This window comes from Pseudomonas sp. 05N432 (assembly GCF_056396945.1).
Window position 1 is genome coordinate 256,098 of record NZ_JBFTMM010000003.1, and the last position, 22,789, is coordinate 278,886.

The 22,789-nt window shown below is 61.1% G+C and carries 22 protein-coding genes and 2 riboswitches; of the genes, 7 read left to right on the forward strand and 15 right to left on the reverse strand.

What is annotated here, in order from left to right:
- Positions 1–40: 40 nt before the first annotated feature.
- Complete coding sequence (locus tag AC1DHT_RS05525) at positions 41–316, forward strand: peptidylprolyl isomerase (RefSeq protein ID WP_019690952.1); 276 nt, start codon at positions 41–43, stop codon at positions 314–316.
- A gap of 116 nt (positions 317–432) precedes the next feature.
- On the opposite strand, the gene AC1DHT_RS05530 is transcribed toward AC1DHT_RS05525, so the two are convergent.
- The 8 genes from AC1DHT_RS05530 to AC1DHT_RS05565 all read right to left on the reverse strand — a co-directional run bounded on the left by AC1DHT_RS05530 (position 433) and on the right by AC1DHT_RS05565 (position 7,150).
- Positions 433–1,368, reverse strand: a complete 936-nt coding sequence (locus tag AC1DHT_RS05530; RefSeq protein WP_442114511.1) for a sugar kinase — start codon at positions 1,366–1,368, stop codon at positions 433–435.
- A gap of 141 nt (positions 1,369–1,509) precedes the next feature.
- Entirely contained in the window at positions 1,510–2,727 is a 1,218-nt protein-coding gene (locus AC1DHT_RS05535) for an amino acid deaminase (RefSeq protein WP_427536631.1), read from the reverse strand.
- 37 nt (positions 2,728–2,764) lie between these two features.
- On the reverse strand, positions 2,765–3,529 hold the full coding sequence (locus tag AC1DHT_RS05540; RefSeq protein ID WP_427536629.1) for an IclR family transcriptional regulator: 765 nt from the start codon (positions 3,527–3,529) through the stop codon (positions 2,765–2,767).
- Positions 3,530–3,705: 176 nt separating this feature from the next.
- On the reverse strand, positions 3,706–4,095 hold the full coding sequence (locus tag AC1DHT_RS05545) for a RidA family protein (RefSeq protein ID WP_054596805.1): 390 nt from the start codon (positions 4,093–4,095) through the stop codon (positions 3,706–3,708).
- Positions 4,096–4,124: 29 nt separating this feature from the next.
- Positions 4,125–4,922, reverse strand: a complete 798-nt coding sequence (locus tag AC1DHT_RS05550) for an amino acid ABC transporter ATP-binding protein (protein WP_427536627.1) — start codon at positions 4,920–4,922, stop codon at positions 4,125–4,127.
- Positions 4,919–5,581, reverse strand: coding sequence for an amino acid ABC transporter permease (locus AC1DHT_RS05555; protein ID WP_427536625.1), 663 nt, complete (start codon positions 5,579–5,581; stop codon positions 4,919–4,921). Before AC1DHT_RS05555 ends, AC1DHT_RS05550 begins: the two co-directional genes overlap by 4 nt.
- A 10-nt stretch (positions 5,582–5,591) precedes the next feature.
- Positions 5,592–6,254, reverse strand: coding sequence for an amino acid ABC transporter permease (locus AC1DHT_RS05560; RefSeq protein ID WP_427536623.1), 663 nt, complete (start codon positions 6,252–6,254; stop codon positions 5,592–5,594).
- A gap of 47 nt (positions 6,255–6,301) precedes the next feature.
- The gene (locus AC1DHT_RS05565; RefSeq protein ID WP_477761310.1) at positions 6,302–7,150 is read right to left on the reverse strand and encodes a transporter substrate-binding domain-containing protein; all 849 of its coding nucleotides are present in this window, start codon (positions 7,148–7,150) and stop codon (positions 6,302–6,304) included.
- A 433-nt stretch (positions 7,151–7,583) separates the two neighbouring features.
- Here AC1DHT_RS05565 and AC1DHT_RS05570 point away from each other — a divergent pair, with 433 nt between their 5' ends.
- Together AC1DHT_RS05570 and AC1DHT_RS05575 are read left to right on the forward strand one after the other, a co-directional pair.
- On the forward strand, positions 7,584–7,997 hold the full coding sequence (locus tag AC1DHT_RS05570; protein WP_427536621.1) for a hypothetical protein: 414 nt from the start codon (positions 7,584–7,586) through the stop codon (positions 7,995–7,997).
- A gap of 173 nt (positions 7,998–8,170) precedes the next feature.
- A complete protein-coding gene (locus AC1DHT_RS05575) occupies positions 8,171–8,665 on the forward strand; it encodes a thioredoxin family protein (protein ID WP_427536619.1) in 495 nt (164 codons plus the stop codon).
- Between the two features lie 146 nt (positions 8,666–8,811).
- Here the strand turns inward: AC1DHT_RS05575 and AC1DHT_RS05580 are convergent, their stop codons facing one another.
- The 7 genes from AC1DHT_RS05580 to cobW all read right to left on the reverse strand — a co-directional run bounded on the left by AC1DHT_RS05580 (position 8,812) and on the right by cobW (position 19,754).
- Entirely contained in the window at positions 8,812–9,537 is a 726-nt protein-coding gene (locus AC1DHT_RS05580) for a copper chaperone (RefSeq protein WP_427536617.1), read from the reverse strand.
- Positions 9,538–9,539: 2 nt separating this feature from the next.
- On the reverse strand, positions 9,540–11,096 hold the full coding sequence (locus AC1DHT_RS05585) for a tyrosinase family protein (RefSeq protein WP_427536615.1): 1,557 nt from the start codon (positions 11,094–11,096) through the stop codon (positions 9,540–9,542).
- Between the two features lie 134 nt (positions 11,097–11,230).
- Entirely contained in the window at positions 11,231–12,874 is a 1,644-nt protein-coding gene (locus AC1DHT_RS05590; protein ID WP_427536613.1) for a phospholipase D-like domain-containing protein, read from the reverse strand.
- Between the two features lie 58 nt (positions 12,875–12,932).
- Complete coding sequence (locus tag AC1DHT_RS05595; protein ID WP_427536647.1) at positions 12,933–13,535, reverse strand: vWA domain-containing protein; 603 nt, start codon at positions 13,533–13,535, stop codon at positions 12,933–12,935.
- Between the two features lie 53 nt (positions 13,536–13,588).
- A complete protein-coding gene (locus AC1DHT_RS05600; protein WP_427536611.1) occupies positions 13,589–14,596 on the reverse strand; it encodes a magnesium chelatase ATPase subunit I in 1,008 nt (335 codons plus the stop codon).
- A 196-nt stretch (positions 14,597–14,792) separates the two neighbouring features.
- Positions 14,793–18,683, reverse strand: coding sequence for a cobaltochelatase subunit CobN (gene cobN, locus AC1DHT_RS05605; RefSeq protein WP_427536609.1), 3,891 nt, complete (start codon positions 18,681–18,683; stop codon positions 14,793–14,795).
- Between the two features lie 3 nt (positions 18,684–18,686).
- Positions 18,687–19,754 carry a cobalamin biosynthesis protein CobW gene (gene cobW, locus AC1DHT_RS05610; RefSeq protein ID WP_123583833.1) on the reverse strand — a complete coding sequence of 356 codons (1,068 nt, stop codon included), beginning with the start codon at positions 19,752–19,754 and terminating at the stop codon, positions 18,687–18,689.
- A gap of 98 nt (positions 19,755–19,852) precedes the next feature.
- A riboswitch (cobalamin riboswitch) is annotated at positions 19,853–20,064 on the reverse strand.
- A gap of 186 nt (positions 20,065–20,250) precedes the next feature.
- Positions 20,251–20,476, forward strand: a riboswitch (cobalamin riboswitch).
- Between the two features lie 100 nt (positions 20,477–20,576).
- Here cobW and AC1DHT_RS05615 point away from each other — a divergent pair.
- The 4 genes from AC1DHT_RS05615 to cobM all read left to right on the forward strand — a co-directional run bounded on the left by AC1DHT_RS05615 (position 20,577) and on the right by cobM (position 22,718).
- Positions 20,577–20,768, forward strand: a complete 192-nt coding sequence (locus AC1DHT_RS05615) for a CbtB domain-containing protein (protein ID WP_054596789.1) — start codon at positions 20,577–20,579, stop codon at positions 20,766–20,768.
- A gap of 11 nt (positions 20,769–20,779) precedes the next feature.
- On the forward strand, positions 20,780–21,481 hold the full coding sequence (locus tag AC1DHT_RS05620; RefSeq protein ID WP_427536607.1) for a CbtA family protein: 702 nt from the start codon (positions 20,780–20,782) through the stop codon (positions 21,479–21,481).
- Positions 21,478–21,891 carry a cobalamin biosynthesis protein gene (locus AC1DHT_RS05625; RefSeq protein ID WP_427536605.1) on the forward strand — a complete coding sequence of 138 codons (414 nt, stop codon included), beginning with the start codon at positions 21,478–21,480 and terminating at the stop codon, positions 21,889–21,891. Before AC1DHT_RS05620 ends, AC1DHT_RS05625 begins: the two co-directional genes overlap by 4 nt.
- A gap of 80 nt (positions 21,892–21,971) precedes the next feature.
- Positions 21,972–22,718: a precorrin-4 C(11)-methyltransferase gene (cobM, locus tag AC1DHT_RS05630; protein ID WP_427536603.1), complete on the forward strand. Its 747-nt coding sequence runs from the start codon at positions 21,972–21,974 to the stop codon at positions 22,716–22,718.
- The last annotated feature ends 71 nt before the right edge of the window (positions 22,719–22,789 follow it).

A 22,789-nucleotide genomic window follows, 5' to 3' on the forward strand; every position in this document is an offset into this window, starting at 1 on the left:
CGCGCCCCGCCGCCACCACCGCTCCAAGGTAACTGCCCCAATGAAAGCTCAAGCCCGCCATATTCTGGTGAAAACCGCCGAAGAGGCCGAACAGCTCAAACAACGCATCGCCAAGGGCGAAGCCTTTGATGTGCTGGCCAAGAAGTATTCCACCTGCCCGTCTGGCAAACGCGGAGGTGACCTGGGCGAAGTTCGGCCCGGGCAGATGGTTGGCGCCATCGATGCGGTGATCTTCAAGAAACCACTGCGTGTCGTGCACGGACCGATCAAAAGCAAGTTTGGTTATCACCTGGTGCAGGTGTTTTACCGCGATTGATGGATTGGCTTGAGGGCCTCTTCGCGAGCAGGCTCGCTCCCACATTGATGGCCCTACACAACCTGTGGGAGCGAGCCTGCTCGCGATCCGATTGCGCAGCAAGCGGCCATTGAACCTCAATCCTTGGGAATCAGTGCCCCCGGCACCTGGATCACCCGGCTCGCCAACCGATGCCCGGCTTCTGCGGCCTCTGCCGGGCTTGCGCCACGGAGCCGACTGCCCAGATACGCCGCGCTGAACGAATCCCCCGCCGCCGTGGTGTCCACCACCCGTTCGACGCGCAGCGCCGGAACCTCGAACGACTCACCGTCACAGCGAATCAGACACGGCTCGGCGCCGCGCTTGAGCACCACCTCCGGTATGCCGATCTGCTCGTAGGCCGCGAACACCGCCGCCTCATCGGAAAATCCGAACAACGCCTGTTCATCGTCCACTGTCAGCAGTGCCAGATCGACATAGGGCAAGACTTCGCGATACACCGCTCGGGCCTGTTCGACAGAGCTCCACAAACGTGGCCGATAGTTGTTGTCAAAGACGATCCGCGCATCCCGCTGACGGGCTTCGATCAGTGTCTCGATGAGCTTTTTACGCCCCGCTTCGCCCAGCACCGCCAGGGTGATGCCACTGAAATACAGCACATCGTAATCCGGCAGCGCCGCAAGAATCGGTACCGCCGCCGGCGTGGTGAAGCAATCGCGCACGGCGGCTTCGTTGCGCCAATAGAGGAAACGACGTTCACCCGAAGCATCGGTCTGGATGCAGTACAAACCGGGCAAACGTCCCGGCAGGCGCTGGACCATGCCCAGGCCGATACCTTCTTCGGACCAGCTCTGGCACATCGCATCGCTGAAGCTGTCGTCGCCCAGCGCGGTGACGTAATCCACCGTGGCCCCGTCGCCCATTTCACGAGACAGGTAGACCGCGGTGTTCAGGGTGTCGCCGCCAAAACTCTGTTGCAGACTGCCGTCGGCGCGCTGCTGCAACTCGATCATGCACTCGCCGATCAGCGCAATGCGCGGGGTGTCGGGGCCGAGAGTGCTGAGGGTGTTCATGGTTATGGGGTCTCTGGGATTTCGGTGTTGTCTGGCAGGCCGCCATCGCGAGCAGGCTCGCTCCCACACTGATCTTGTGAGCACTGGAGATCCAATGTGGGAGCGAGCCTGCTCGCGATGGCCGCACCTCGGTCTCAAACCTTAAAAACAGGTTTCCATGCTTTCGATGACGTTCAACTGCTCATCCACCAGGCAACCGGTGCGCCATTTGTCGAAGGTCAGGCACGGGTGAGACGTACCGAACGAGATGATGTCGCCCACGCGCAACTGAACCCCGGGCGCGACCGTCATGAACGCATGCTGATCCATCACCGCTGTCACTGTGCAGGCACTGACATCATCACCGATCGCCGGCAGCACACCCGCCCGATAACGCAATAACGGCACCGGCAACCCCGCGTCATAGGCTACATCGCGCTTGCCCAGAGCGATCACCGCAAACCCCGGCTCCGGCAACGACTGCACATGCGCCCAGACTTCCAGTGCCGGACGCAGGCCTTCGTGCAAGTCGCTACGACGATCGAGCACGCAGCATTGCGCTTCCTTGTAGATGCCATGGTCGTGAGCCACGTAACTGCCCGGACGCAGCACGCTGAGGAAACGTCCGGCGGCGTTCTGGGCTTCGAAGGACTCGGCGATCAGGTCATACCAGGCCGACCCCGACGCGGTGATGATCGGCTTGTCGATGGCGAAAGCGCCGCTGTCTTGCAACTGCACCGCGAGGCGTACCAGGGACGCAGCAAATTCACGAATGCCACTGACTGCCTGGTCGCCATGAATCACCCCTTCGTAGCCTTCAATACCGGTCAACGCCAACCCCGGCTGCGCCTTGATCGCCTCAGCCAGTGCCAGCACTTCGGCTTCGCTGCGGCAACCGCAACGGCCGCCGACCACACCGTACTCGATCATCACGTTCAGGCGCAGACCGCGCGCGGCGAAAAATGCCCCGAGGTCGGCAACGTTGTCCGGGTGATCGACCATGCAGTGGAATTCGAATGCCGGATCTGCCAGCAACTCGGCGATCAGCGCCATGTTCGGCGCCCCCACCAACTGATTGGCCATCAACACCCGGCGCACGCCATGGGCGTAGGCGGCGCGAGTCTGCACCGCAGTGGCCAGGGTGATGCCCCAGGCTCCCGCCTCCAGTTGGCGGCGAAACAGCGACGGGGTCATGCTGGTTTTACCGTGCGGCGCCAGTTCGGCACCGCTGTTGCTGACGAACGCCTGCATCCAGCGGATGTTGTGTTCCAGCGCTTCGCGGTGCAGCACCAGCGCCGGCAGGCTGACGTCACGCACCAGGTTGGCACCGGGCTGGCCGTTGCCCTTTTCCACGGCAGCGATGTTCAAGGCAGAAGGCATGTTCTAACTCCTCACACGCGGCCGCGAACGGCCACTGTTATTCGTTGATGCGACGGGCCAGGTTGTTCGCGCTGTCGATCAGCACCCGGCGATAGTCGTTGTAATTGTTCTTGGCATCGGCCCTCGGGGCGACGATGCACAGGGTCGCAATGGCGACGCCACTCGGGTCTTTCACCGGGGCGGCAAAGCAATGGGTAAAGGTGTCGGCGACGCTGTCGAAGGAGAAGAATCCGTCGATACCGGCCTGACGGATTTCCGCCAGAAAACGTTCCAGCGGCAGGCGTTCGCCGTCCGGCAGGATGAAGTCATCTTCATCGATCAGGTCGACGATTTGCTGGTCGCTCAAGTGCGCCAGCAACAAGCGCCCGGAAGCGGTCCACGGGATCGGCGCGTTCTCGCCGATGTCCGAGGAAATGCGGAAATGCCGCTCGCCCTCCTTCATCAACGCCACCGTGTACTTGCGCCCGTTGAGCAGGCACATCTGCGCGGTTTCGCGGGTCTGGCTGACGATCTCCTGCAAAGCGTGATCGGCCTCGCGACTCAAGTCGAAATGGCGCAGATGCGCTTGCCCCAGAAAGTACAGTTGCCGGCCAAGATAGACGTGACCTTCCTTGCCCACCGGTTCGAGAATCCGTCGTTCCAGCAGCGACGCGACCAGCTCGTAGACCGTGGATTTCGGACTGCCGATACCGCTGGCGATATCGTTCGGGCGCAGCGGCTGGCCAATTTCCTTGAGGAAATCGAGAATATCGAACGCCCGGTCCAGACCGCGGGCCCGGCGCTTGATGGTGTCTTCGGTCATGTCAGTGGGTTCTCATTCAAATTCGCCGGGGAGTTTAACCAGAGTCCTGCGCCGACCGTTAGACCGCCATCGCGAGCAGGCTCGCTCCCACAGGAGTCTGGTGGCGTAATTGCAATATGTGGCAGAACACACCTCCCATGTGGGAGCGAGCCTGCTCGCGATAGGGTCACCTCGGTTCAGGCCTTCTTCTTGTACGCCACACAATCAATCTCGACCTTGCAGTCGACCATCATGTTCGCCTGCACACAAGCCCGGGCCGGTGCGTGTTCCGGGCTGAAGTACTCGGAGAAGACTTTGTTGAAGCTCCAGAAATCCCGCGGATCTTCCAGCCATACGCCCGTGCGGACCACGTCTTCGAGGCCATAGCCGGCTTCTTCGAGGATCGCGATCAGGTTGCGCATGGTCTGGTGAGTCTGCTCGACGATCCCGCCAGCAATGATTTCGCCGTCCACCGCTGGCACCTGACCGGACACATGCAGCCATCCATCCGCTTCGACCGCGCGGGCGAAAGGACGGGGCTGGCCACCGCCAGCGGTGCTACCAGTGCCGTAACGAGTAATGCTCATGGGTGTTTCTCCTGATTCGAAATTGAGTGTTAAAAACGCGTGTTCTTGAGAAATTCCGCCAAGCGCGGAGATTGCGGGCGTTCGAACAGCTCCTTGGGTGGCCCCTGCTCTTCGATTCGCCCCTGATTCATGAAGACGATCTTGTCCGAGACTTCAAAGGCAAAACGCATCTCGTGGGTCACCAACAGCATGGTCATGCCATCCTCGGCCAGCCCCTTGATCACGCTCAATACTTCGCCGACCAGCTCCGGGTCGAGTGCCGACGTCACTTCGTCGAACAGCATCAGGCTCGGGTTCATCGCGATCGCCCGGGCAATCGCCACGCGCTGTTGCTGACCACCCGACAACTGACCCGGATAGTGATCGCGGCGTTCCAGCAGGCCGACACGCTCCAGCCATTTTTCCGCCAGCACCACCGCTTCATCCTTGTGCAGCTTTTTGACTTTGAGCAGGCCAAGGGTGACGTTCTGCAGCGCCGTGAGATGGGGAAACAGGTTGAACTGCTGGAATGCCATGCCGGTCATCGCCCGGTGCTGGGCGATGACTTTTTCCGAGTGGCGCACGCGCTTGCCGTTGACCTCGTGGTAACCGATGGACTCGCCATCGAGCAGGATCCGCCCGCCCTGGAACTCTTCGAGCATGTTCACGCAGCGCAGCAGCGTAGTCTTGCCCGAGCCGCTGGAGCCGATCAGCGTCACCACGTTGCCACGCTGCATGGTCAGGTCGACGCCCTTGAGCACTTCGAGCGGGCCGTATTGCTTGTGCAGATCGCGAATCTCCAGCAGGGCCTGGCTAGCGTTCTGTGTCGAAACTTGAGCTTGAGTCATGGCAAGGCCACCCGCTTTTCAATATGCCGGCCGAGTAATTCGATGGCGTAGTTGATGATGAAAAAGAGAAAACCGGCAAACAGGTAAAACTCCAGGGTCATGAAGGTCCGGGCGATGATCTGCTGGGTACTCAGCAGCAACTCGGCCACACCGATCACCGAGAGCAAGGTCGAAGCCTTGACGATTTCGGTCGACGAGTTGACCCAGGTCGGCAAAATCTGCCGCAACGCCTGAGGCAACAGCACGTAAGCGAGGGCCTGATAAAACGTCAGGCCGATGGCCTTGCTCGCTTCCATCTGCCCACGTGGCAACGCTTGCAACGCACCGCGAACGATCTCGGCAACGTGCGAACCGCAGAACAGCGTCAGCCCCAGCACTCCCGCCTGGAACGCATCGATCTGCCAGCCCAGCGCGGGCGCCATGTAGAAGCAGGCCAGCACCAGCACAAACACCGGCGTGCCACGGATCAGGTCGACGTAAAAACGAAACGGCGCGCGCATCCAGAACTTGCCGTAGGTCAGCACCAGCCCGGCAACGATGCCGATCAGGGTGCCCAGCATGATCGCCAGGACAGAGCACTGCACACTGGTCAAAAAGCCCGACCACAGGGTCTCGCGGGCGACCCATAACTCATGCAACCAACTTGGGGACTCGTACATGGGTGCGCTCCTAACGGCGAATCGCCAGACGCTGCTCGAGGTAACGCAGCAGCATCGCGATGAGATAACAGGCCGCAACATAGAGCGCTGTCGTCACCAGCCAGGTTTCAATCACCCGGTAGCTCTCGACGTTGATCTTGCGCGCGTAGTAGGTCAGCTCCGGCACGGCAATCGCCGCCGCCAGCGAGGTGTCCTTGAACAGCGAAATGAAGTTGTTCGAGAGCGCCGGCAACACGTTGCGCAACATCACCGGCACGGTGATGTAGGCCTTGACCTGCCACTCCCCCAGACCGATCGCCAGCCCGGCTTCACGCAGGCCTTTGGGGATGCTCAACAACCCGCCACGGAACACTTCGGTCAGGTACGCCCCGGCATACAACGACAGGGTGATGATGAACGACGGCAGCTTGTCCAGCCGAATGCCCAGGCTCGGTAGCGCAAAGTAGATCAGCAGAATCAACACCAGAATCGGCGTGTTACGGATCACCGTCACGTACACCGACGCCAGCACCCGCAATGCGCGGTGCTTTGAGAGCAAAGCAAACGCCATCAGCAGGCCGATCACGCAACCGATGGCGATCGACACCAGCGCCAGTTCAAGGCCCAGACCGAGCCCTGCCAGCAAGGTGTCGAAGTCGCGCCAGACGGCGGCAAAGTTCAACTGATAGTTCATGGTCAGCAGTACCTTGAGCGGGGCGCGAACGCCCCGCTCTCACGGGATCATTTGAATTCGACGGGGAAGCCAATCGCTGGGGAAGGCAGATCGACACCGAACCACTGTTTGAACGACGCCGCGTAAGTCGGGAACTCAACGCCGGTCATGGCTTCATGCAAGACGGTATTGACGAAATTCAACCAGTCCTGATCGCCGCGCTTGACCGCACAGGCGTAGGTTTGCGGGCTCCAGGCGTAGGTCGGGCTGCGATAGCGGCCAGGGTTCTGCACCATCAGGTACTTGACCGAAGACTGGTCGGTGGCAGYGGTGTCGGCACGGCCGGAGTTCACTGCCTGGTACATCAGGTCGACGCTGTCGTATTGGTCAACCTTGGCCTTGGGCAGCGCCTGGTGCACCAGTTCTTCGGCATAGACGTTTTGCAGCACTGCCACGGTGACGCTGTCGCCGGCCGCTTTGAGGTCTTCGATTTCCTTGTACTTGCTGTTGGCCGGCAACAGCAGGCCAACGCCTTCGCGGTAGTACGGCAGGGTGAATGCCACTTGCTGCGCACGGCTGGCGGTGACGGTAATGAACTGGCAGCTCATGTCGACCTTGTCGGTCAGCAAATTGGGAATCCGTGCATCCGACGACTGCACCACGAACTCGACCTTGCTCGGGTCATTGAACAAACCCTTGGCGACCATCCGCCCGATGTCGATATCAAAACCCTGCAATTTGCCGTCCGCGCCCTGGAAGTGCCACGGCGCGTTGGTGCTGCCCGTGCCCACGATCAAATGCCCGCGCTTCAACACATTGTCGAGCCTGCTGTCCGCCGCCTGGGCAATGCCCACGGCAGAGGCTGTGGCCGCAAAGAGAAAAACACACGCTGTAAACAAGGAAAGTCGACGCTGCATGACGGGCACTCCAGGATGATGTTTATTCCGCTATACCGGAACATGGTATGTAACAACGGAATAGACAGCAGAAAGTGTGCCATAGCCCGGCAGACAAATCCCCCAGAAAATGAAATATGAATTGAATCAAAGGGATGCAAAAAAACACAAAACAGGCGTTACCAAACGACGCAGCGCACAAGCGCTACCGTTGGCTACAGGCACGGGTAGTTGGGCCCCAATTGAGTGCGAGCAAGCCGATACGTGTCATGAAAACCACCATCCACTCTGCTACCACCGTTCGTCGACTTTTGTACCTGACCTGTCAGATCTGACAGTTGTGGGTTGCTTGTTTCTGGCGCTCAATCTTTTTACCCCGACTGCAGGGGCTTTTCAGATGTCGCTGAGTCGTGGTGATCAAATTCGCGCCACGCCCACTTACAGGAGTTTCCAAATGTCCCGACAACTCGCAGAAAAAAATTTGTTGCTCAATGGTGACTTTTCACGGCAGGGAGAGCACTGGACACCTAACTCGCCAGTGAAGGTCGAGTATTCCGAGGGTTACTGTGCCTTGCAGGTTAATGCCAGGATTACTCAGCGCGTTACGGTCAAAGGCAAGGGCGATTTCAAGTTTTCCGTAAAAATGAAAACGGACAGTGGTTCAGCCTGCCGGGCAACGGTCGTGATGTATCCCTCCAATCAGAGCAAACAACTTGATCTACACGGCGACATGGACTGGACTGAAAAGGAACTTCACTTCTCTGCTCCAGCTGACACTGTGCATATGGAGGTCGAGTTGCTGGCAAACGATGGTGCAAGCGGCTTCTTCGGGTCGCGTTTTGATAATGTGGGGCTCGAACAGCGCTGAACAACGCTGTGGCTTGACGGCGGTCCGTCAATTCTCCTGACGGACCTGTTCGAACTCGCAACTTCTTTTAGTCTTTATGTCTTTGTGAGTGAACGGGGCATGAACAGTTCTCACGCTCCGATTTTGTTGAATACGTACTTGCCTCCAACGTTTTCTGTGCAAAGGAGTAGTCCGTGAATCCGAAAACCTCTCCCATTTCCCTGGCGCCGCAATACCGCCGGGCATTGAGGACTTATCGCCCGGTCGTCCTGTATTTCGGTCATCCGCACTGTTACGCCTGTGGGTTCGCCGGGCCGATATTTCTGGCGGCGGCCGAGGCCTATAAAGATCGCGCCGAGTTCTACATGTTGAATACCGCCGAGTGCCCACGCCACCCCAAGGTCAGCGGTACCCCCACCGTGTTGTGCTATTGCAACGGGAAACTGCTGAAGAAGCTCAAAGGTTTTGATAGTGCAGAGACTTTGAACAACGTGTTTATCGCTCTCTTCGGCAAGGCCCGCGTTAAACCTGCCATACGTAAATCGCAACGTGACCTGCCATGGTTACGGCAAACCCTTGGCTCTTTACACACCGTTCCACGGGCGCATCAGTTGCTCTCTCATCGAGTCGCGAAGACATCGATACTCTCGCTGCCAACCACTGCCAACGAGTACACACATCAGAACTGAACACCTCAACTGTGCTCTGGGCGCTGATCCTCGACCCGTTGTACATCGACAAACGCACGCGCCAGTACCGGGCAGCGATGAGCAAATAACCGGATGGCTTATGCAAGCCTCGTCGGAGCTGCCTGCGGCCGCTCTGCAAGTGAGGGTCAGCGAAACAGGCGGGGCCAGTGCCAACGAACGGGTCGAGGACGCTTGAACCGCTCCCAGAGCATCCAGCCCATGCTCAACAGCATCAGCGGCACATGCCCCTGCTCTGCCAGCATCGGCAATAACATCAGCGCCCAGCACGAGCCGACGCACCAGCCTGCGCTGGCCACACCATAGACCAGACAATCCTTGATAAACCCCCAGCCGAACGCCGAAATCCTTGGCTGGTGATGACAGCGGTTCAGGTACCGTTGTTTGAGCGGCGACGCCTGCCACACCAGGCACACGGCCAAAGTAACGACAAACGCCATCGCCTGCGAAACCCCAAACATCACCCGAGCCGCGACTACCAAGGTCATGAGCAGCAGACCGGCTAGCGTCCAGACGCTGGTGAAACCCAGCACAAACAACACCACTGCTTGCCAGCGCTTCCTCAGCAAACTGCGTTGCCACACATACGTCAGCGGATGGACCAGCAGCAAAGGGGTCATCGCCAGCAACATCGATAGCCATGAAACCACCAACTGGCGAGGAGGATTGAACAGCAACGCCTGTTCAATCCCCTGCCAGCCCGCGGCATAAGCAAGGGGCACGAAGGCTCCGCAGAATGCCGGGATAGACAGCATCTGCACCGAGCCGAGGAACAGCCCCCAACCTGCCAGGCTGATCAGGATCAGCCATGGCAGGAAGCCTCGGGTCACGACCTGGATGAGGTATGACCCCATCTTCAATCGCCTTGCCGATAGACACTCACGCGACCGACCGTGATGTTGTCCTCGGCCTGAACATCGGTCACCGGCACAAAGCGCACTTTCAGTTGCGCCAGATCCTGGCCGCTGGCACTGAGCTTGTCGAAGACATCAGTGATCTCCAGCACATGGCTCACGCCCTTGCCACCATGCAGGCTGTCCGGATTGCTGGCCTTGCGCACGCCGAACAGCGAGATCGACCCGACGCACTGGTCGGGCAGCGCCGACGAAGACCCTTCGGTCGGCAGACTGACGTACACGTCGAAGGTCGCCGCGTCATTGTTTCCGCGGATGTTTTCCAGGTTGAGGTACACCCGGTCCAGGGAATGCTCCGCAACCGTGGGGGCAAAGGCCCGGGATTTCAGGTTGCCCATCAGCTTGCCCGAGGTGCTCTGGTCGAGTTGCAACGGCGTCTCGACTGTAGCGCCGGTCAAGGCGATGGCTTTGTCATTGGCGCCGAGCAGTTCGGCGGGTGATTGGGCGCTCATGGATTTTTCCTTCACGGCTGCAGCACCAAGAGGCTCGGGGCTTGCGCCCAGGGTTTCCAAGCGTTGTTGAAATGCCCGGGTACCGTGCAGCGGGTCGGACGTATCCTCATAACTATAATCCAGCTTCGGTGCCCGGGTATCGAGCATGTCAGACACCTTGAACGGCCACGGCTGGCCGCTGACCGTCGGTACCACGAAGCCGCGACCCGGGGTCGGCGGGCCATTGAGCCACGCACTGGTAACCGGGTTGCGGTTCTGCCGGTCGCGCTGCAGCCACACGTCCCAGAGCCGGTCGATGTTGGCGTGATGCAGCCAGAATATCGGGTCCAGGGCGGCGGTATCCGGATCGATCATCAACCCTGGCACCCGGCTGCCCTGTTGCTGGCCACCCACGGCGACGTGCACGTAGTTGTGCGGTTGCGACTCGAGCCGACCGCTGACCTGGCCATAGTGCTCGAACACCGTGACCGGGCCACCGAAGCCCGGAGAGCCACCGCCGGAACCGCCGGCGAAGTCATGATCGGTGAGGGCCGGGCGCAGATTGATCCGCTGCGCGTTGAGTACCACCACCCCGTTGCCGGTCGGGCCAAACCGGCGAGCCACAAACAAGGGATTCTGCTCACCGTTGGGCAAGGCGGTCGCGGCGAAGCAGGCCGGGAGGTTCAGCGTCTGCTGGTTCTCGTTGTAGTTCCAGTACGGCAGGGCCCAATCACTTGGCCCTCCGAGACTGACGATAGCCTTGCGGACGATCTGTTCGAATGAAGCAAGATAGCCGCGGTGCCACGGCAAAAAGTACCAGCTCTGGTGCTGACACTGGTTCCAGTAGGTGTCCTGATCGGCCTGGGACGGTAGCTGCTCACCCCGTCGCAGATAACCGGCGCTTTGCCAAAGGGGAATATCAATACCGTGAATCGCCGCCAGAAACCGCCAACTGGTGCGGTCAGTGATCGGTCGTTGTTGAAGGACTCCGACGCCACGCGCATACCACAACAAGGTATCGCTCCAGCCAGAACCCAGCTTCCATACATCACGCCGTACATGTGCCATGGTAGTTCTCCCTGAAAAACCGCGTGAATGAGGAGCGCACTCCTCAACAAGCAACGGTAGATCAGGTGCCGCACAGCCCCTGTGAAAGCAGACCGGCGGCATGACCTTCACGGCCAGGCAGAATCGGCGGTCATTTACCGCCCGGAAAAACGCAACCGCGAGAGCATTCGCAGGTCGCCATCCAGGTAATAGGCGTTGGTCCAACTGTCATCCACCGCCAGGGGCGGAACCTGCTTGAGGTCCTCTTGCCTGGCGGCATAACGGAAGCGGTAATGCTCGTAGAAGCGCAGCAATTCCAGTCCGTAACGGTCGGCCAGATCGGTGTCGCCGCGAATGATCAGGAAGTTTTCGTCGTTGCCTTCACTGGCGTTGATGCTCAGGTTGTGACTGCCGCTGATGATCACCGGCGCGTCGGTGGTGAAGTCGACGACGATGGCTTTGAGGTGCACCAACAGATCGCCCTTCTGGCCTTTCATGCTTTCCTTGAGCCAGCCTTCGATACCGGTGTTGAGCAACGCGGTGGCGGCGAAATCGGCCGTGCGGTCGGCGTGATAGCCGGTGATGCGGCTGGCAGTGTTTTGCAGGCCATAGCGCAGCACATCGTCGTGGGGCTGGCCGAGCAAGGCATTGAGGATTTCGTCCGGCAGCGCGAACGCGGTGACAAACAGAACGTCCTTCTTCGCCGCATTGATGATCTGGACGAATTGCTGCAGATCGGCCTGGCCGGTACGCGGTGAGAAACCGACAAACAACGGCTGCGACGGGTCCATCGGGTTGTTCTTGGTCAACCAGGTACGCGTAGCTCCCACATCGGTCGGCGCAGCCCAGATCTGCTCGAACACTTGCAGGTAATGGATGGACACCGTGGAATTGTCCAGCACATGCACCACGTTGGCCTGGCGATAGACGCCGTTGTCGGTGAAATTGGTACTGCCGCACAGCACCGATTGAGGCCGATATTCACCACCATCGATCTTGCTCAGCACGATGAATTTGTCGTGGAAGATTGCGTGAGTCACCCGCCCCCGTTTGCTCTCGGCGGGAAGCTTCGCCAGGCTCTCCTCATTCATGGTGGTGTCGGCATCACCGGGCTTGGCGTGATACAGCACCCGAACCTTGGCACCCCGCTCAAACGCCGCGTTGACCGCATCGATAATGGTCGGCAGTTGATACTCGTAAATCGCGATGTCCAGCGCCCACTGGCCATCCACGGCGCGCTCGATGAAACCGGTGATCTGCTCCAGCAAGCCGTTCTCCAGCCATTGCCGTGGTGCGGCGGGCCAGTCGTCGAGGGACAGGTTCTTGTTGGCGCTCAGCTGTGCATCGAGCTCGGGGAACTTGCGGGAGAAGGCCTGGCTGGCCGCCACCGCACGATTGAAAATGACATGCTGGCCCGCCGGCAGGCCATTGTCGGTGGTGACCGTCACCGCCAGGGCCTCGCCCAATTGCGGCGCATCCGGCGTGCCATAGGCCAGATGCACCCGGTAGTTGATCGTCACGCCCGGATTGACCGCGTAATCAGCCCAGCGAAATTTCTGCAACGGTGCGCTGTCGCTGGGCGTCGCGTTGTACTGGGGAAAGGTGTGCGCCTTGCCGGGGAAGGTCAGGCTGTTGAACAGAAACTCCCAGGGCCCGCTGCCCTGCTGTTTTTCGATGGCAAAACCTAGCAGGCCTTTGCGTCGCGGCTCGACCAGGTCCATGGCGAGCAGTACGCCGTTGGTACCGGCATAGGCTTTGACGCGGAAATCGTCCTGACTGTTAGCGGCTAGAACACGCATGATCCACTCCTGTGATGAGCTGAATCCACAGCATAGGTGCTGTGGGTAATTCGGCAGATTAAAGCGTGTCGATATGTCGATAGTCTGCGTTCAATTCGTGCGCCAGGGCCTTCGACCGCCCCAATCGAATCGGCCCGCGCTCTATGTCTACCAGCAACGCCGGGCAATTGAGTGCCACCTGCATTGGCATGGCTTTTAGGCGGCCATCGGTCAGCAGCAACACGCGTTGTTGCTCTGCCGGAAAACGCTTTTGCCGCAACGCCAGCCAATGCGTCGCTTCATCCAGCGCGGCGAACAACGGCGTGCCTCCGCCCGCACCGAGTGCATCGAGCCAGTCGCGCAGGCTGGCCGAGGCTTTCAGGCCTTGCACTTGCCACTTCGGCGCAGCGCCACTGGCGGTCAATAGCGCCAGCCGCGCACGCTGGCGATAGGCGTCATCGAACAGTTGCGCCAGCAGGCCTTTGGCGTCACTCAGCGCCTGATGACGCCGGGTCGAGGCCGAGGCATCGACAATCACCAGCCACAGCTCGTGGGGGGAACGACTGCGCAGATGGAACAGCAGATCTTCGCGCTGACGCGGACGGCCGTTGAGCAGCGTGCCGGGCCAATTGACCGAGCCGTTTTGGCTGGCTTGACGCTGACCTTGCCTGCCGTTTTTCAGGTGTCCTGCACGGGGTTTGGCATTCGCCCCCGCGTCAGATCGAGGGCGAATGCCTAGGGCTTTTTTGGCCAGCTCGGCACTTCACGGCGGGCGCCGGTGGGCAATGCCTGAGCGGGCATTTCACCCCACTGGCCCTGGCCTTCGCCGGGGTTCGGTTGTTGGGCGGCGGACGCGTCTGGCGCGGGGTTCTGGCGCGGCGCAGACGGCGGCGTGTCGCGACGACGATGGCGCAGGGCAAACTCGGCTACAGCATCGATGTCTTCCTCGCCGATCGCCCCGGCCCCACGCCACGCCGCATGGGCGCGGGCGGCACGCAGCCAGACCAGGTCGGCACGCAAGCCGTCGACCCCGGCGGCAAAACAACGCTCGGTGATCTGCGCCAGTGCCTGATCATCCAGAGGAATGCTCGCCAGTGCTGCACGCGCACCTTGGCAGCGTTCACGCAATGCCTGCTGCCGAGTTTCCCAGTCGGCGCAAAAAGCCTGGGGGTCGCTGTCGAAATCCAGCCGGCGACGGATGATCTGACCGCGCTCAAGCGGCACCGTGTGACCGCTGAGGGCGACGTTCAGACCGAAACGGTCGAGCAGTTGCGGACGCAGCTCGCCCTCTTCCGGGTTCATGGTGCCGATCAATACAAAGCGCGCCGAATGCCGATGGGAAATGCCGTCGCGTTCGATCAGGTTGGTGCCGCTGGCAGCGACGTCGAGAAGCAAATCCACCAGATGATCGGGCAGCAGATTCACTTCATCGACGTACAGCACGCCGCCGTCAGCCTTGGCCAACACACCGGGGGAAAACTGCGCACGGCCTTCACCCAGCGCGGCGTCCAGGTCGAGGGTGCCGACCAGTCGCTCTTCAGTCGCGCCCAACGGCAAGGTGACGAACTGCCCGCTGGCGAGCAGGTCCGCCAGGCCACGGGCCAACGTCGACTTGGCCATGCCCCGCGGGCCTTCGATCAGCACGCCGCCGATTTTCGGGTCGATGGCCGTCAGGCACAGCGCCAGTTTCAGAGCATCGGCGCCGACCACGGCGGACAGCGGAAAATGCGGGGTGTCGGTCATTGTCTGGTCTCGATCATGGTCGGTCATTACTAGGGATAAACACCAATGTCTGTCAGTTAAAAAGCACAACCTGTGGGAGCGAGCTTGCTCGCGATAGCGGCGTTACATTCAACATCAATGTTGACTGACCCATCGCTATCGCGAGCAATCGAGCGTCGACCGGCTGCTCCCACATTAGACTTGAGTCGCTGCTGATCTAGCTGTCTTCTTCTATATCCAACAACAAGTTCTCCAACGCCTCCCGATACTCGCCCGGCTCCTGCCACATCCCGCGTTGCTGGGCTTCGAGCAGGCGTTCGGTCATGTCGCGCAAGGCGTGGGGATTATGCTGCTGGACGAACTCGCGGGTCGACGGGTCAAGCAAATAGGCGTCGGCCAGCAAGGCGTACTGGTGATCGTCGATCAGCTGTGTAGTGGCGTCGAAGGCGAACAGGTTATCGACGGTGGCCGCCAGTTCAAAAGCACCTTTGTAGCCGTGCCGCTTGACCCCGTCGATCCACTTCGGGTTGGCCGCCCGGGAGCGGATCACCCGGTTCAGCTCTTCCTTGAGGGTACGGATCTTCGGCAAATCCGGCTGACTGTGGTCGCCATGGTAGCTCGCCGCCGCTTCGCCACTGAGGCTTTCGACAGCCGCAAGCATGCCGCCCTGGAACTGGTAATAGTCGTTGGAATCGAGCAAGTCGTGCTCGCGATTGTCCTGGTTTTGCAGCACCGCCTGAACCTGGCTCAAGCGCTGGGCGAACTGTTCGCGAGCCGCCGTACCCTCATCCGAACCGCCATAAGCGTAGCCGCCCCAGTTCAAGTAGACCTCGGCCAGATCCTCGCGGCTCTGCCACAAACGTCCATCAATGGCGCCCTGTACGCCCGCGCCATAAGCACCGGGCTTGGCGCCGAAAATCCGCCAGCCGGCCTGTCGTGCGGCGGCGTCTTCGTCCAGACCGGACTGGATCAGCGCTTCACGTTCGCCGCGAACCTTGGCCGCCAACGGGTTCATGTCGTCTGGCTCATCCAGCGCGGCAACCGCTTGCACGGCGGCATCGAACAACCGAATCAGGTTGGCGAAGGCATCGCGGAAGAACCCCGAGACGCGCAACGTCACATCCACGCGCGGCCGGTCGAGCAGGCTCAGTGGCAGTATTTCAAAGTCATCGACCCGCTGACTGCCCGTGGCCCAGACCGGGCGCACGCCCATCAGCGCCATGGCTTGGGCGATATCATCGCCGCCGGTACGCATGGTCGCCGTGCCCCAGACCGACAAACCCAACTGGCGCAAATGATCGCCGTGGTCCTGCAGGTGCCGTTCAAGAATCAGGTTCGCCGAGTGGAAACCAATGCGCCAGGCGGTGGTGGTCGGCAGGTTGCGCACGTCCACCGAGTAAAAGTTGCGCCCGGTCGGCAGCACATCGAGGCGTCCGCGACTCGGTGCGCCGCTGGGCCCTGCCGGAACAAAACGACCGCTGAGCGCATCCAGCAAGCCGCGCATTTCTGCCGGGCCGCAGGCGTCCAGTCGCGGCGCGACCACCTCACACAGGTTGTCGATGATTGCTTTCACGTCAGACCAGCCTGCCTCCTGTGGGAGCGAGCCTGCTCGCGAAAGCGCCGGGGCAATCGATATCAATGTTGAATGATCGACCGCTTCGCGAGCAGGCTCGCTCCCACAGGGACCGGGTTTGACTTGATGAGACGGGTTTTGTAGCTCGAACTCGGTATTCACCGTCTGCGAGATCAGTTGAGTGGCGAACAATTCCAGCCGTTCGCGAGTGTCGCCAGCAGTGCGCCACGCCTCAGCACTGAGCGTCAGCAACTCAGCCGGCTTCGGACCCGACCAAGGATCGGACAACACACAATCCAGTGGATCAAAGCCCAGCGCGAACGCCTTGGCCAAGGCCCGCAACAGGCTCGATTGCGCGCCACGACCGTCACCGCGCGGAATCCGCAGCAACGCCAGCAAGGTGTCGATGCGCAGACGCCCGCTTGGCGATTCGCCGAATACGTGCAGGCCATCGCGGATCTGTGACTCTTTCAAATCACACAAATAGGTATCGAGACGCGGCAACCAGATCGCGGCATCGGCGTCGCTGTCGAGCTTCTCGTCCAACTGCAACTCGCGGTCGATATGGGTTTCACGCACCAGATTGAGGATGTCGCGCTGCAACTCGCGAGCCCGTCGTGGGTCGAGCAATTGGGCTTCGTAATACTCGTCGGCCAACAGTTCCAGATTGCGCAACGGGCCGTAGGTTTCGGCGCGGGTCAGTGGCGGCATCAGGTGGTCGATGATCACCGCCTGCGTTCGACGCTTGGCCTGCGCGCCCTCACCCGGATCATTGACGATAAACGGGTAAATGTTCGGCAGCGGCCCGAGCAACGCGTCCGGCCAGCAGCTTTCGGACAGGCCAACGCCCTTGCCCGGCAACCATTCGAGGTTACCGTGCTTGCCGACGTGAATCACCGCGTGGGCGCCGTAGGCCTGACGCAACCAGAAGTAGAACGCCAGGTAACCGTGGGGCGGCACCAGGTCCGGGTCGTGATAGACCGCGCTCGGATCAACCTGATAACCGCGTGCCGGCTGAATGCCGACAAAGGTCAGGCCAAACCTGAGCCCTGCGACCATCATTCGTCCACTGCGGAACATCGGGTCGTTTTCAGGCGATCCCCAACGTTCCAGCACCGCTGCACGGTTGGCTTCGGGCAAGGCGTTGAACATCGAATAATAGTCGGCCAGTGCCAGGCTTTGCTGGCACGGGCGCAGGTCGATGCTCTCCAGGTCATTGCTGACCCCGCCGAGCAATTGCTGAATCAATGCGGTGCCGCTTTCCGGCAAATCGGAAGGCAACGGATAACCTTCTGCGTGCAGCGCCCGCAGGATATTCAGCGCCGCGGCCGGCGTGTCGAGGCCAACGCCGTTGCCAATCCGCCCGTCGCGGGTCGGGTAGTTGGCGAGGATCAGCGCAATGCGTTTTTCAGCATGAGGCACCCGCGCCAGCTCGACCCAGCGCCGCGCCAGTTCAGCGACAAAATCCATGCGTTCGGGTTGTGGTCGATAACAGACCACGTCGGACTGGCTGCGCTCACTGCGCCAGGCCAGGTCCTTGAAACTGATCGGGCGGCTGATGATCCGTCCATCGAGCTCCGGCAAGGCGATGTGCATCGCCAGATCCCGTGGGCCGAGCCCTTGCTCACTGGCGCGCCAACCCGGCTCGTTGTCCTGGGCGCAGATTGCCTGGATCACCGGGATATTGCGCCGGAAGGGTCGCAGGTGCGGGGCTTCGGGGCTCGATTGAGCAAACCCGGTGGTGTTGAGAATCACCGAGGCCTGCGCCTCATCCAGCCAGTCCTCGACCACCGTCAGGCAGCCGGGCTCTTTCAAACTGGCCAGCGCTATCGGCAGCGGGTTCAGCCCCGCCGCCTGCAAGCGCTGGCAGAAAACATCGATGAAAGCGGTGTTCGCCGCCTGCAAGTGCGAACGGTAAAACAGCACCGCCGCCACCGGCTGATCAAGCTGCCAGTCGGCTTGCCAATCGCCCAGCGTCGCGTTGCTTTTGTATGGGTGGTAAATCGCGGTACGCGGCAAGGTCTGCGGTTCGGACCAGTGGTAATCGCGGCCCAGCCAACGACTGGCCAGGCAGCGATACAAATCCAGCGCATTGCCCATGCCGCCCTGACGCAAAAAATGCCAAAGCCGCTCGCGGTCTTCGACAGGCACGGTACTGAGGTCGCTGAGCTCCGGGTCAGGACGGTCATCGCCCGGCACCAGAATCAGTTGCACTCCGCGTTGCGACAGCTCCACCAGACGCTCGATGCCGTAGCGCCAATAAGCGATCCCGCCGTGCAGCGAGATCAGAATCACCTTGGCGTGGCGCAGCACTTCGTCGACGTACAAGTCGACCGAGGCGTGATTCTGCACCTGCATCGGGTTGGCCAGGCGCAGGCTCGGGTAATCCTCGGGCAACTGCTGCGCCGCTTCGGCGAGCAGCGCCAGGCTGGAGTCGCCGCTGCACAGAATCACCAGCTCGGCGGGGGTTTGGCCAAGGTCGGCAATGTTGTCATCCGAGACGAAACCGCCGGGCTGGGTCCTGAGCAGGTGCATGGATTAAACGCTGAGCGCAGCGCGCAATTGCGCTTCGAGCAAGGCGGCGTCGAGTTGCTGGCCGATCAGCACCAGACGGGTGCTGCGCGCTTCGTCTGCGCCCCACTGACGATCGAAATGCTTGTCGAAACGCGTACCCACGCCCTGGATCAGCAAGCGCATCGGCTTGCTCGGGATTGCGGCGAAACCCTTGACCCGCAGGATGCCGTGCTGGACCACCAATTGGGTCAGGGCGTCGAGCAACAGGCTTTCGTCGGCTTGCGGCAGTTCAATGGAAATCGAATCGAAGGCGTCGTGATCGTGATCATCGTGGTCGTCGCCATCGTGGTGATGGTCGTGGTGGCTGTGGCGGCTGTCGATGTGTTCTTCAGAGCCGGCGCCCAGGCCGATCAGCACGTCCAGCGGCAAACGACCGCTGCTGGCTTCGATGATCTTCACCGCTGGCGGCAGTTCTTCGGCGACTTCCAGGCGCACTTTGGCCAGATCTGCCGGGCTGATCAGGTCGGCCTTGTTGAGAATCACCAGGTCGGCGCTGGCCAGTTGGTCGGCGAACAGCTCGTGCAGCGGCGATTCGTGGTCCAGGTTCGGGTCGAGTTTGCGCTGGGCATCGACCTGATCCGGGAACGCAGCGAAAGTACCAGCGGCCACAGCCGGGCTGTCGACCACGGTGATCACCGCATCCACGGTGCAGGCGCTACGGATTTCCGGCCACTGGAAGGCCTGGACCAACGGTTTTGGCAGGGCCAGGCCGGAGGTTTCGATGAGGATGTGGTCGAGATCGCCGCGACGGGCAACCAGTTCGCGCATCACCGGGAAGAACTCTTCCTGAACAGTGCAGCACAGGCAGCCGTTGGCCAGCTCATACACGCGACCGTTGGCTTCCTCCTCGGTGCAGCCGATGGAACATTGCTTGAGGATTTCGCCGTCGATGCCCAGCTCGCCGAACTCGTTGACGATCACCGCGATACGCCGGCCCTGGGCGTTATCGAGCATGTGTCGCAGCAAGGTGGTTTTGCCCGAACCGAGGAAACCGGTGACGATGGTGACGGGAAGTTTGGCCAGTGTTTTCATCGGATGCCCTTTGGCAAGGTGGCGGGCATACGGGACGACAACCGACGGCGCTTGAGCGCGCGGAAGAATTCGCCACCGGATCACCCCGCCCGGTTGTAGTGAGAATCTGTATCGAGGCAGGTCTCCTGGCTGACGGTGGGCCAGTCTTTCGACTGGCGGTTCCTGCACCTTCCCGCGCCTGAAAACAAAAGAGCGCAGTGGCATGGCAGAAACGAAACCGTTCACAGTTGCGGGGGCAGCCGCGGCATCGACCGCGTTCCCTTCTTAGCTTCGGTGCACGCACCGAAGAACCTCGAAAGCGCAAGGCTACGCATCGCATCGGGGCGGGTCAATGTTCGCCTGAGTTGTGCGTCGGCTGTGATGACGCCATCGCGAGCAGGCTCGCTCCCACAGTTGACCGCGTTCCAATGTGGGAGCGAGCCCGCTCGCGATGGCAGCACCTCGGTCTCGCGTTGAGAACGCTTGCCAATTGACGCCCTGCCCTCGCCCATGCTCTCCTACACGCCTTGTTACGGGTGCCCTTCACAGGGTGAAACGGGAAACCGGTGAATCATGTGCTTTACTCAAAAGCCATGTCAGTCCGGTGCTGCCCCCGCAACGGTAAGCGAGCGAAGAATCAGATCCACTGTGCCAGCAGTTCGGCATGGGAAGGCGATTCTTGCAGGTTCGGCGAATGCCAGCCCCTCGTGAGCCCGGAGACCGGCCCGCAACACATCAATAACAAACCCGCGGTGGGCGGGCGCTGTTTCAGCCTCTGCGTGCCCGGCTCGCGGGGGGTTGCATGCGCTCGCTTCACCCACTGACTGACCAGAGGGAAGCGCCATGTCGATCATCAGCAGCACTCGCCACGTCACCGCCAGCACCACCTCCACCCTGAGCCAACGCCTCGTTGCCGCTATCGGCGCATCGATCCTGGGCGCATGTCTTGTATATTTCGCCGGCTTCTCGCACATCGACGCGGTGCACAACGCCGCCCACGATACCCGTCACAGTTCTGCTTTCCCGTGCCACTGAGACCTGCCGAGATGATCAAGCGTATTGCGCAAACCGCAGGTTTCACCGGTTTGTTGGCCGCCCTGCTGCTGACCCTGCTGCAAAGCTTCTGGGTCGCGCCGCTGATTCTTCAGGCGGAAACCTACGAAAAAGCCCCGGCGGCTGAAGTCCATGAACATGCCGAAGGCGCGATGGCCGGCCACACCCATGATGCGCAAGCCTGGGAACCGGAAGACGGCTGGCAGCGTGTGCTGTCGACCGCCGGCGGAAATCTGGTGGTCGCCGTTGGCTTTGCACTGATGCTCGCCGGGCTCTACACCCTGCGCGCCCCGACTCGCACCGCTCAAGGCCTGCTCTGGGGGTTGGCCGGTTACGCGACCTTCGTCCTCGCACCGACCCTGGGTCTGCCGCCGGAATTGCCGGGGACTGCCGCCGCAGACCTGGCACAACGGCAGATCTGGTGGATCAGCACCGCAGCGTCCACCGCAGTCGGTATCGCGCTGATCGTGTTCGCCCGGCATTGGCTGCTGAAAGTGCTCGGTGTCGCCATTCTGGCCGTGCCGCACATCATCGGCGCACCGCAGCCTGAAGTGCATTCGATGCTGGCCCCCGAAGCCCTCGAAGCGCAATTCAAAGTCGCCTCGCAGCTGACCAACGCCGCGTTCTGGCTGGCCATGGGCCTGATCAGCGCCTGGTTGTTCCGCCGCAAAAGCGATGGTCAATACCACGCATGAGTGAAACGGGCGCAGCGCCGACCCTGGTGGTCGGCCTAGGCTGCCAGCGCGGCTGCCCAGCCAGCACGCTGCGCACGTTGCTCGATCAGGCGTTGCAGGCTCATCACATCGATCTACAGGCGATCAAGGCCTTGGCCAGCATCGATCTGAAACGTGATGAGCCCGGTCTGATCGAGTTGGCCCGGCAACTGTCACTGCCACTGATCTGCTTCAGCAGCGAACAACTTTCCAGCTATAAACCGCAACTCAGCCATCGCTCGCAAATCGCTTTCGAGCGCACCGGCTGCTACGGCATAGCGGAAAGTGCCGCGCTGGCCCTCGCCGAACAACTGGCGCAGGCACCGGTAAAATTGCTGATCCCGCGACAAAAATATGCCCAGGCGACGTTTGCGTTGGCCGGCGCCGCCTAAAATCCTCGATAATCCCCGCCTTCGATCATGAGCAATCTTCATCTGAAGCCTTGCTTTGACATTTTTCACAGGAGCCGGCCATGACCGTCTACTTCATTGGCGCAGGTCCCGGCGACCCGGAACTGATCACGGTCAAGGGCCAGCGACTGATTCGCAGCTGCCCGGTGATCATCTACGCCGGCTCGCTGGTGCCTGAAGCCGTATTGGCAGGCCATCAGGCCGAACAGGTGGTCAACAGCGCCGAATTGCACCTGGAACAGATCATCGAACTGATCAGAGTCGCCCACGACAAAGGCCAGGATGTAGCACGCGTGCATTCCGGCGATCCGAGCCTGTATGGGGCAATCGGCGAGCAGATTCGTTACCTGCGCGAGCTGAACATTCCGTTTGAAATCATCCCTGGCGTCACCGCCACTGCTGCGTGTGCAGCGTTGTTGGGGGCCGAGCTAACGCTGCCGGACATCTCGCAAAGCGTCATCCTGACCCGCTACGCCGACAAGACCGCGATGCCGCCGGGCGAAGAATTCAGCAGCCTGGCCCGGCATGGCGCGACCATGGCGATTCATCTGGGGGTCAATCACCTGGAGAAAATCGTCGCTGAACTGCTGCCGCATTACGGCGCGGACTGCCCGATTGCGGTGGTGCATCGGGCCAGTTGGCCGGATCAGGATTGGGTGGTGGGGACGCTGACAGACATCGCCGAAAAGGTTCAGGCCAAGGGATTCCGACGTACGGCGCTGATTCTGGTGGGTCGGGTGTTGGGCAGTGACACCTTTGGCGAGTCGTCGCTGTACCGTGCGGGGCATGCACATTTGTACAGGCCTTAGGCCCCCATCGCGAGCAGGCTCGCTCCCACAGGGGATACTCGGTCAAATGTGGGAGCGAGCCTGCTCGCGAT

Excerpts from the sequence above, each read along its gene's own strand:
- AC1DHT_RS05525 (WP_019690952.1), top strand. The coding sequence starts at position 41 with ATGAAAGCTCAAGCCCGCCATATTCTGGTGAAAACCGCCGAAGAGGCC.
- AC1DHT_RS05530 (WP_442114511.1), bottom strand. The coding sequence starts at position 1,368 with ATGAACACCCTCAGCACTCTCGGCCCCGACACCCCGCGCATTGCGCTG.
- AC1DHT_RS05535 (WP_427536631.1), bottom strand. The coding sequence starts at position 2,727 with ATGCCTTCTGCCTTGAACATCGCTGCCGTGGAAAAGGGCAACGGCCAG.
- AC1DHT_RS05540 (WP_427536629.1), bottom strand. The coding sequence starts at position 3,529 with ATGACCGAAGACACCATCAAGCGCCGGGCCCGCGGTCTGGACCGGGCG.
- AC1DHT_RS05545 (WP_054596805.1), bottom strand. The coding sequence starts at position 4,095 with ATGAGCATTACTCGTTACGGCACTGGTAGCACCGCTGGCGGTGGCCAG.
- AC1DHT_RS05550 (WP_427536627.1), bottom strand. The coding sequence starts at position 4,922 with ATGACTCAAGCTCAAGTTTCGACACAGAACGCTAGCCAGGCCCTGCTG.
- AC1DHT_RS05555 (WP_427536625.1), bottom strand. The coding sequence starts at position 5,581 with ATGTACGAGTCCCCAAGTTGGTTGCATGAGTTATGGGTCGCCCGCGAG.
- AC1DHT_RS05560 (WP_427536623.1), bottom strand. The coding sequence starts at position 6,254 with ATGAACTATCAGTTGAACTTTGCCGCCGTCTGGCGCGACTTCGACACC.
- AC1DHT_RS05570 (WP_427536621.1), top strand. The coding sequence starts at position 7,584 with ATGTCCCGACAACTCGCAGAAAAAAATTTGTTGCTCAATGGTGACTTT.
- AC1DHT_RS05580 (WP_427536617.1), bottom strand. The coding sequence starts at position 9,537 with ATGGGGTCATACCTCATCCAGGTCGTGACCCGAGGCTTCCTGCCATGG.
- AC1DHT_RS05585 (WP_427536615.1), bottom strand. The coding sequence starts at position 11,096 with ATGGCACATGTACGGCGTGATGTATGGAAGCTGGGTTCTGGCTGGAGC.
- AC1DHT_RS05590 (WP_427536613.1), bottom strand. The coding sequence starts at position 12,874 with ATGCGTGTTCTAGCCGCTAACAGTCAGGACGATTTCCGCGTCAAAGCC.
- AC1DHT_RS05600 (WP_427536611.1), bottom strand. The coding sequence starts at position 14,596 with ATGACCGACACCCCGCATTTTCCGCTGTCCGCCGTGGTCGGCGCCGAT.
- cobN (WP_427536609.1), bottom strand. The coding sequence starts at position 18,683 with ATGCACCTGCTCAGGACCCAGCCCGGCGGTTTCGTCTCGGATGACAAC.
- cobW (WP_123583833.1), bottom strand. The coding sequence starts at position 19,754 with ATGAAAACACTGGCCAAACTTCCCGTCACCATCGTCACCGGTTTCCTC.
- AC1DHT_RS05615 (WP_054596789.1), top strand. The coding sequence starts at position 20,577 with ATGTCGATCATCAGCAGCACTCGCCACGTCACCGCCAGCACCACCTCC.
- AC1DHT_RS05620 (WP_427536607.1), top strand. The coding sequence starts at position 20,780 with ATGATCAAGCGTATTGCGCAAACCGCAGGTTTCACCGGTTTGTTGGCC.
- AC1DHT_RS05625 (WP_427536605.1), top strand. The coding sequence starts at position 21,478 with ATGAGTGAAACGGGCGCAGCGCCGACCCTGGTGGTCGGCCTAGGCTGC.
- cobM (WP_427536603.1), top strand. The coding sequence starts at position 21,972 with ATGACCGTCTACTTCATTGGCGCAGGTCCCGGCGACCCGGAACTGATC.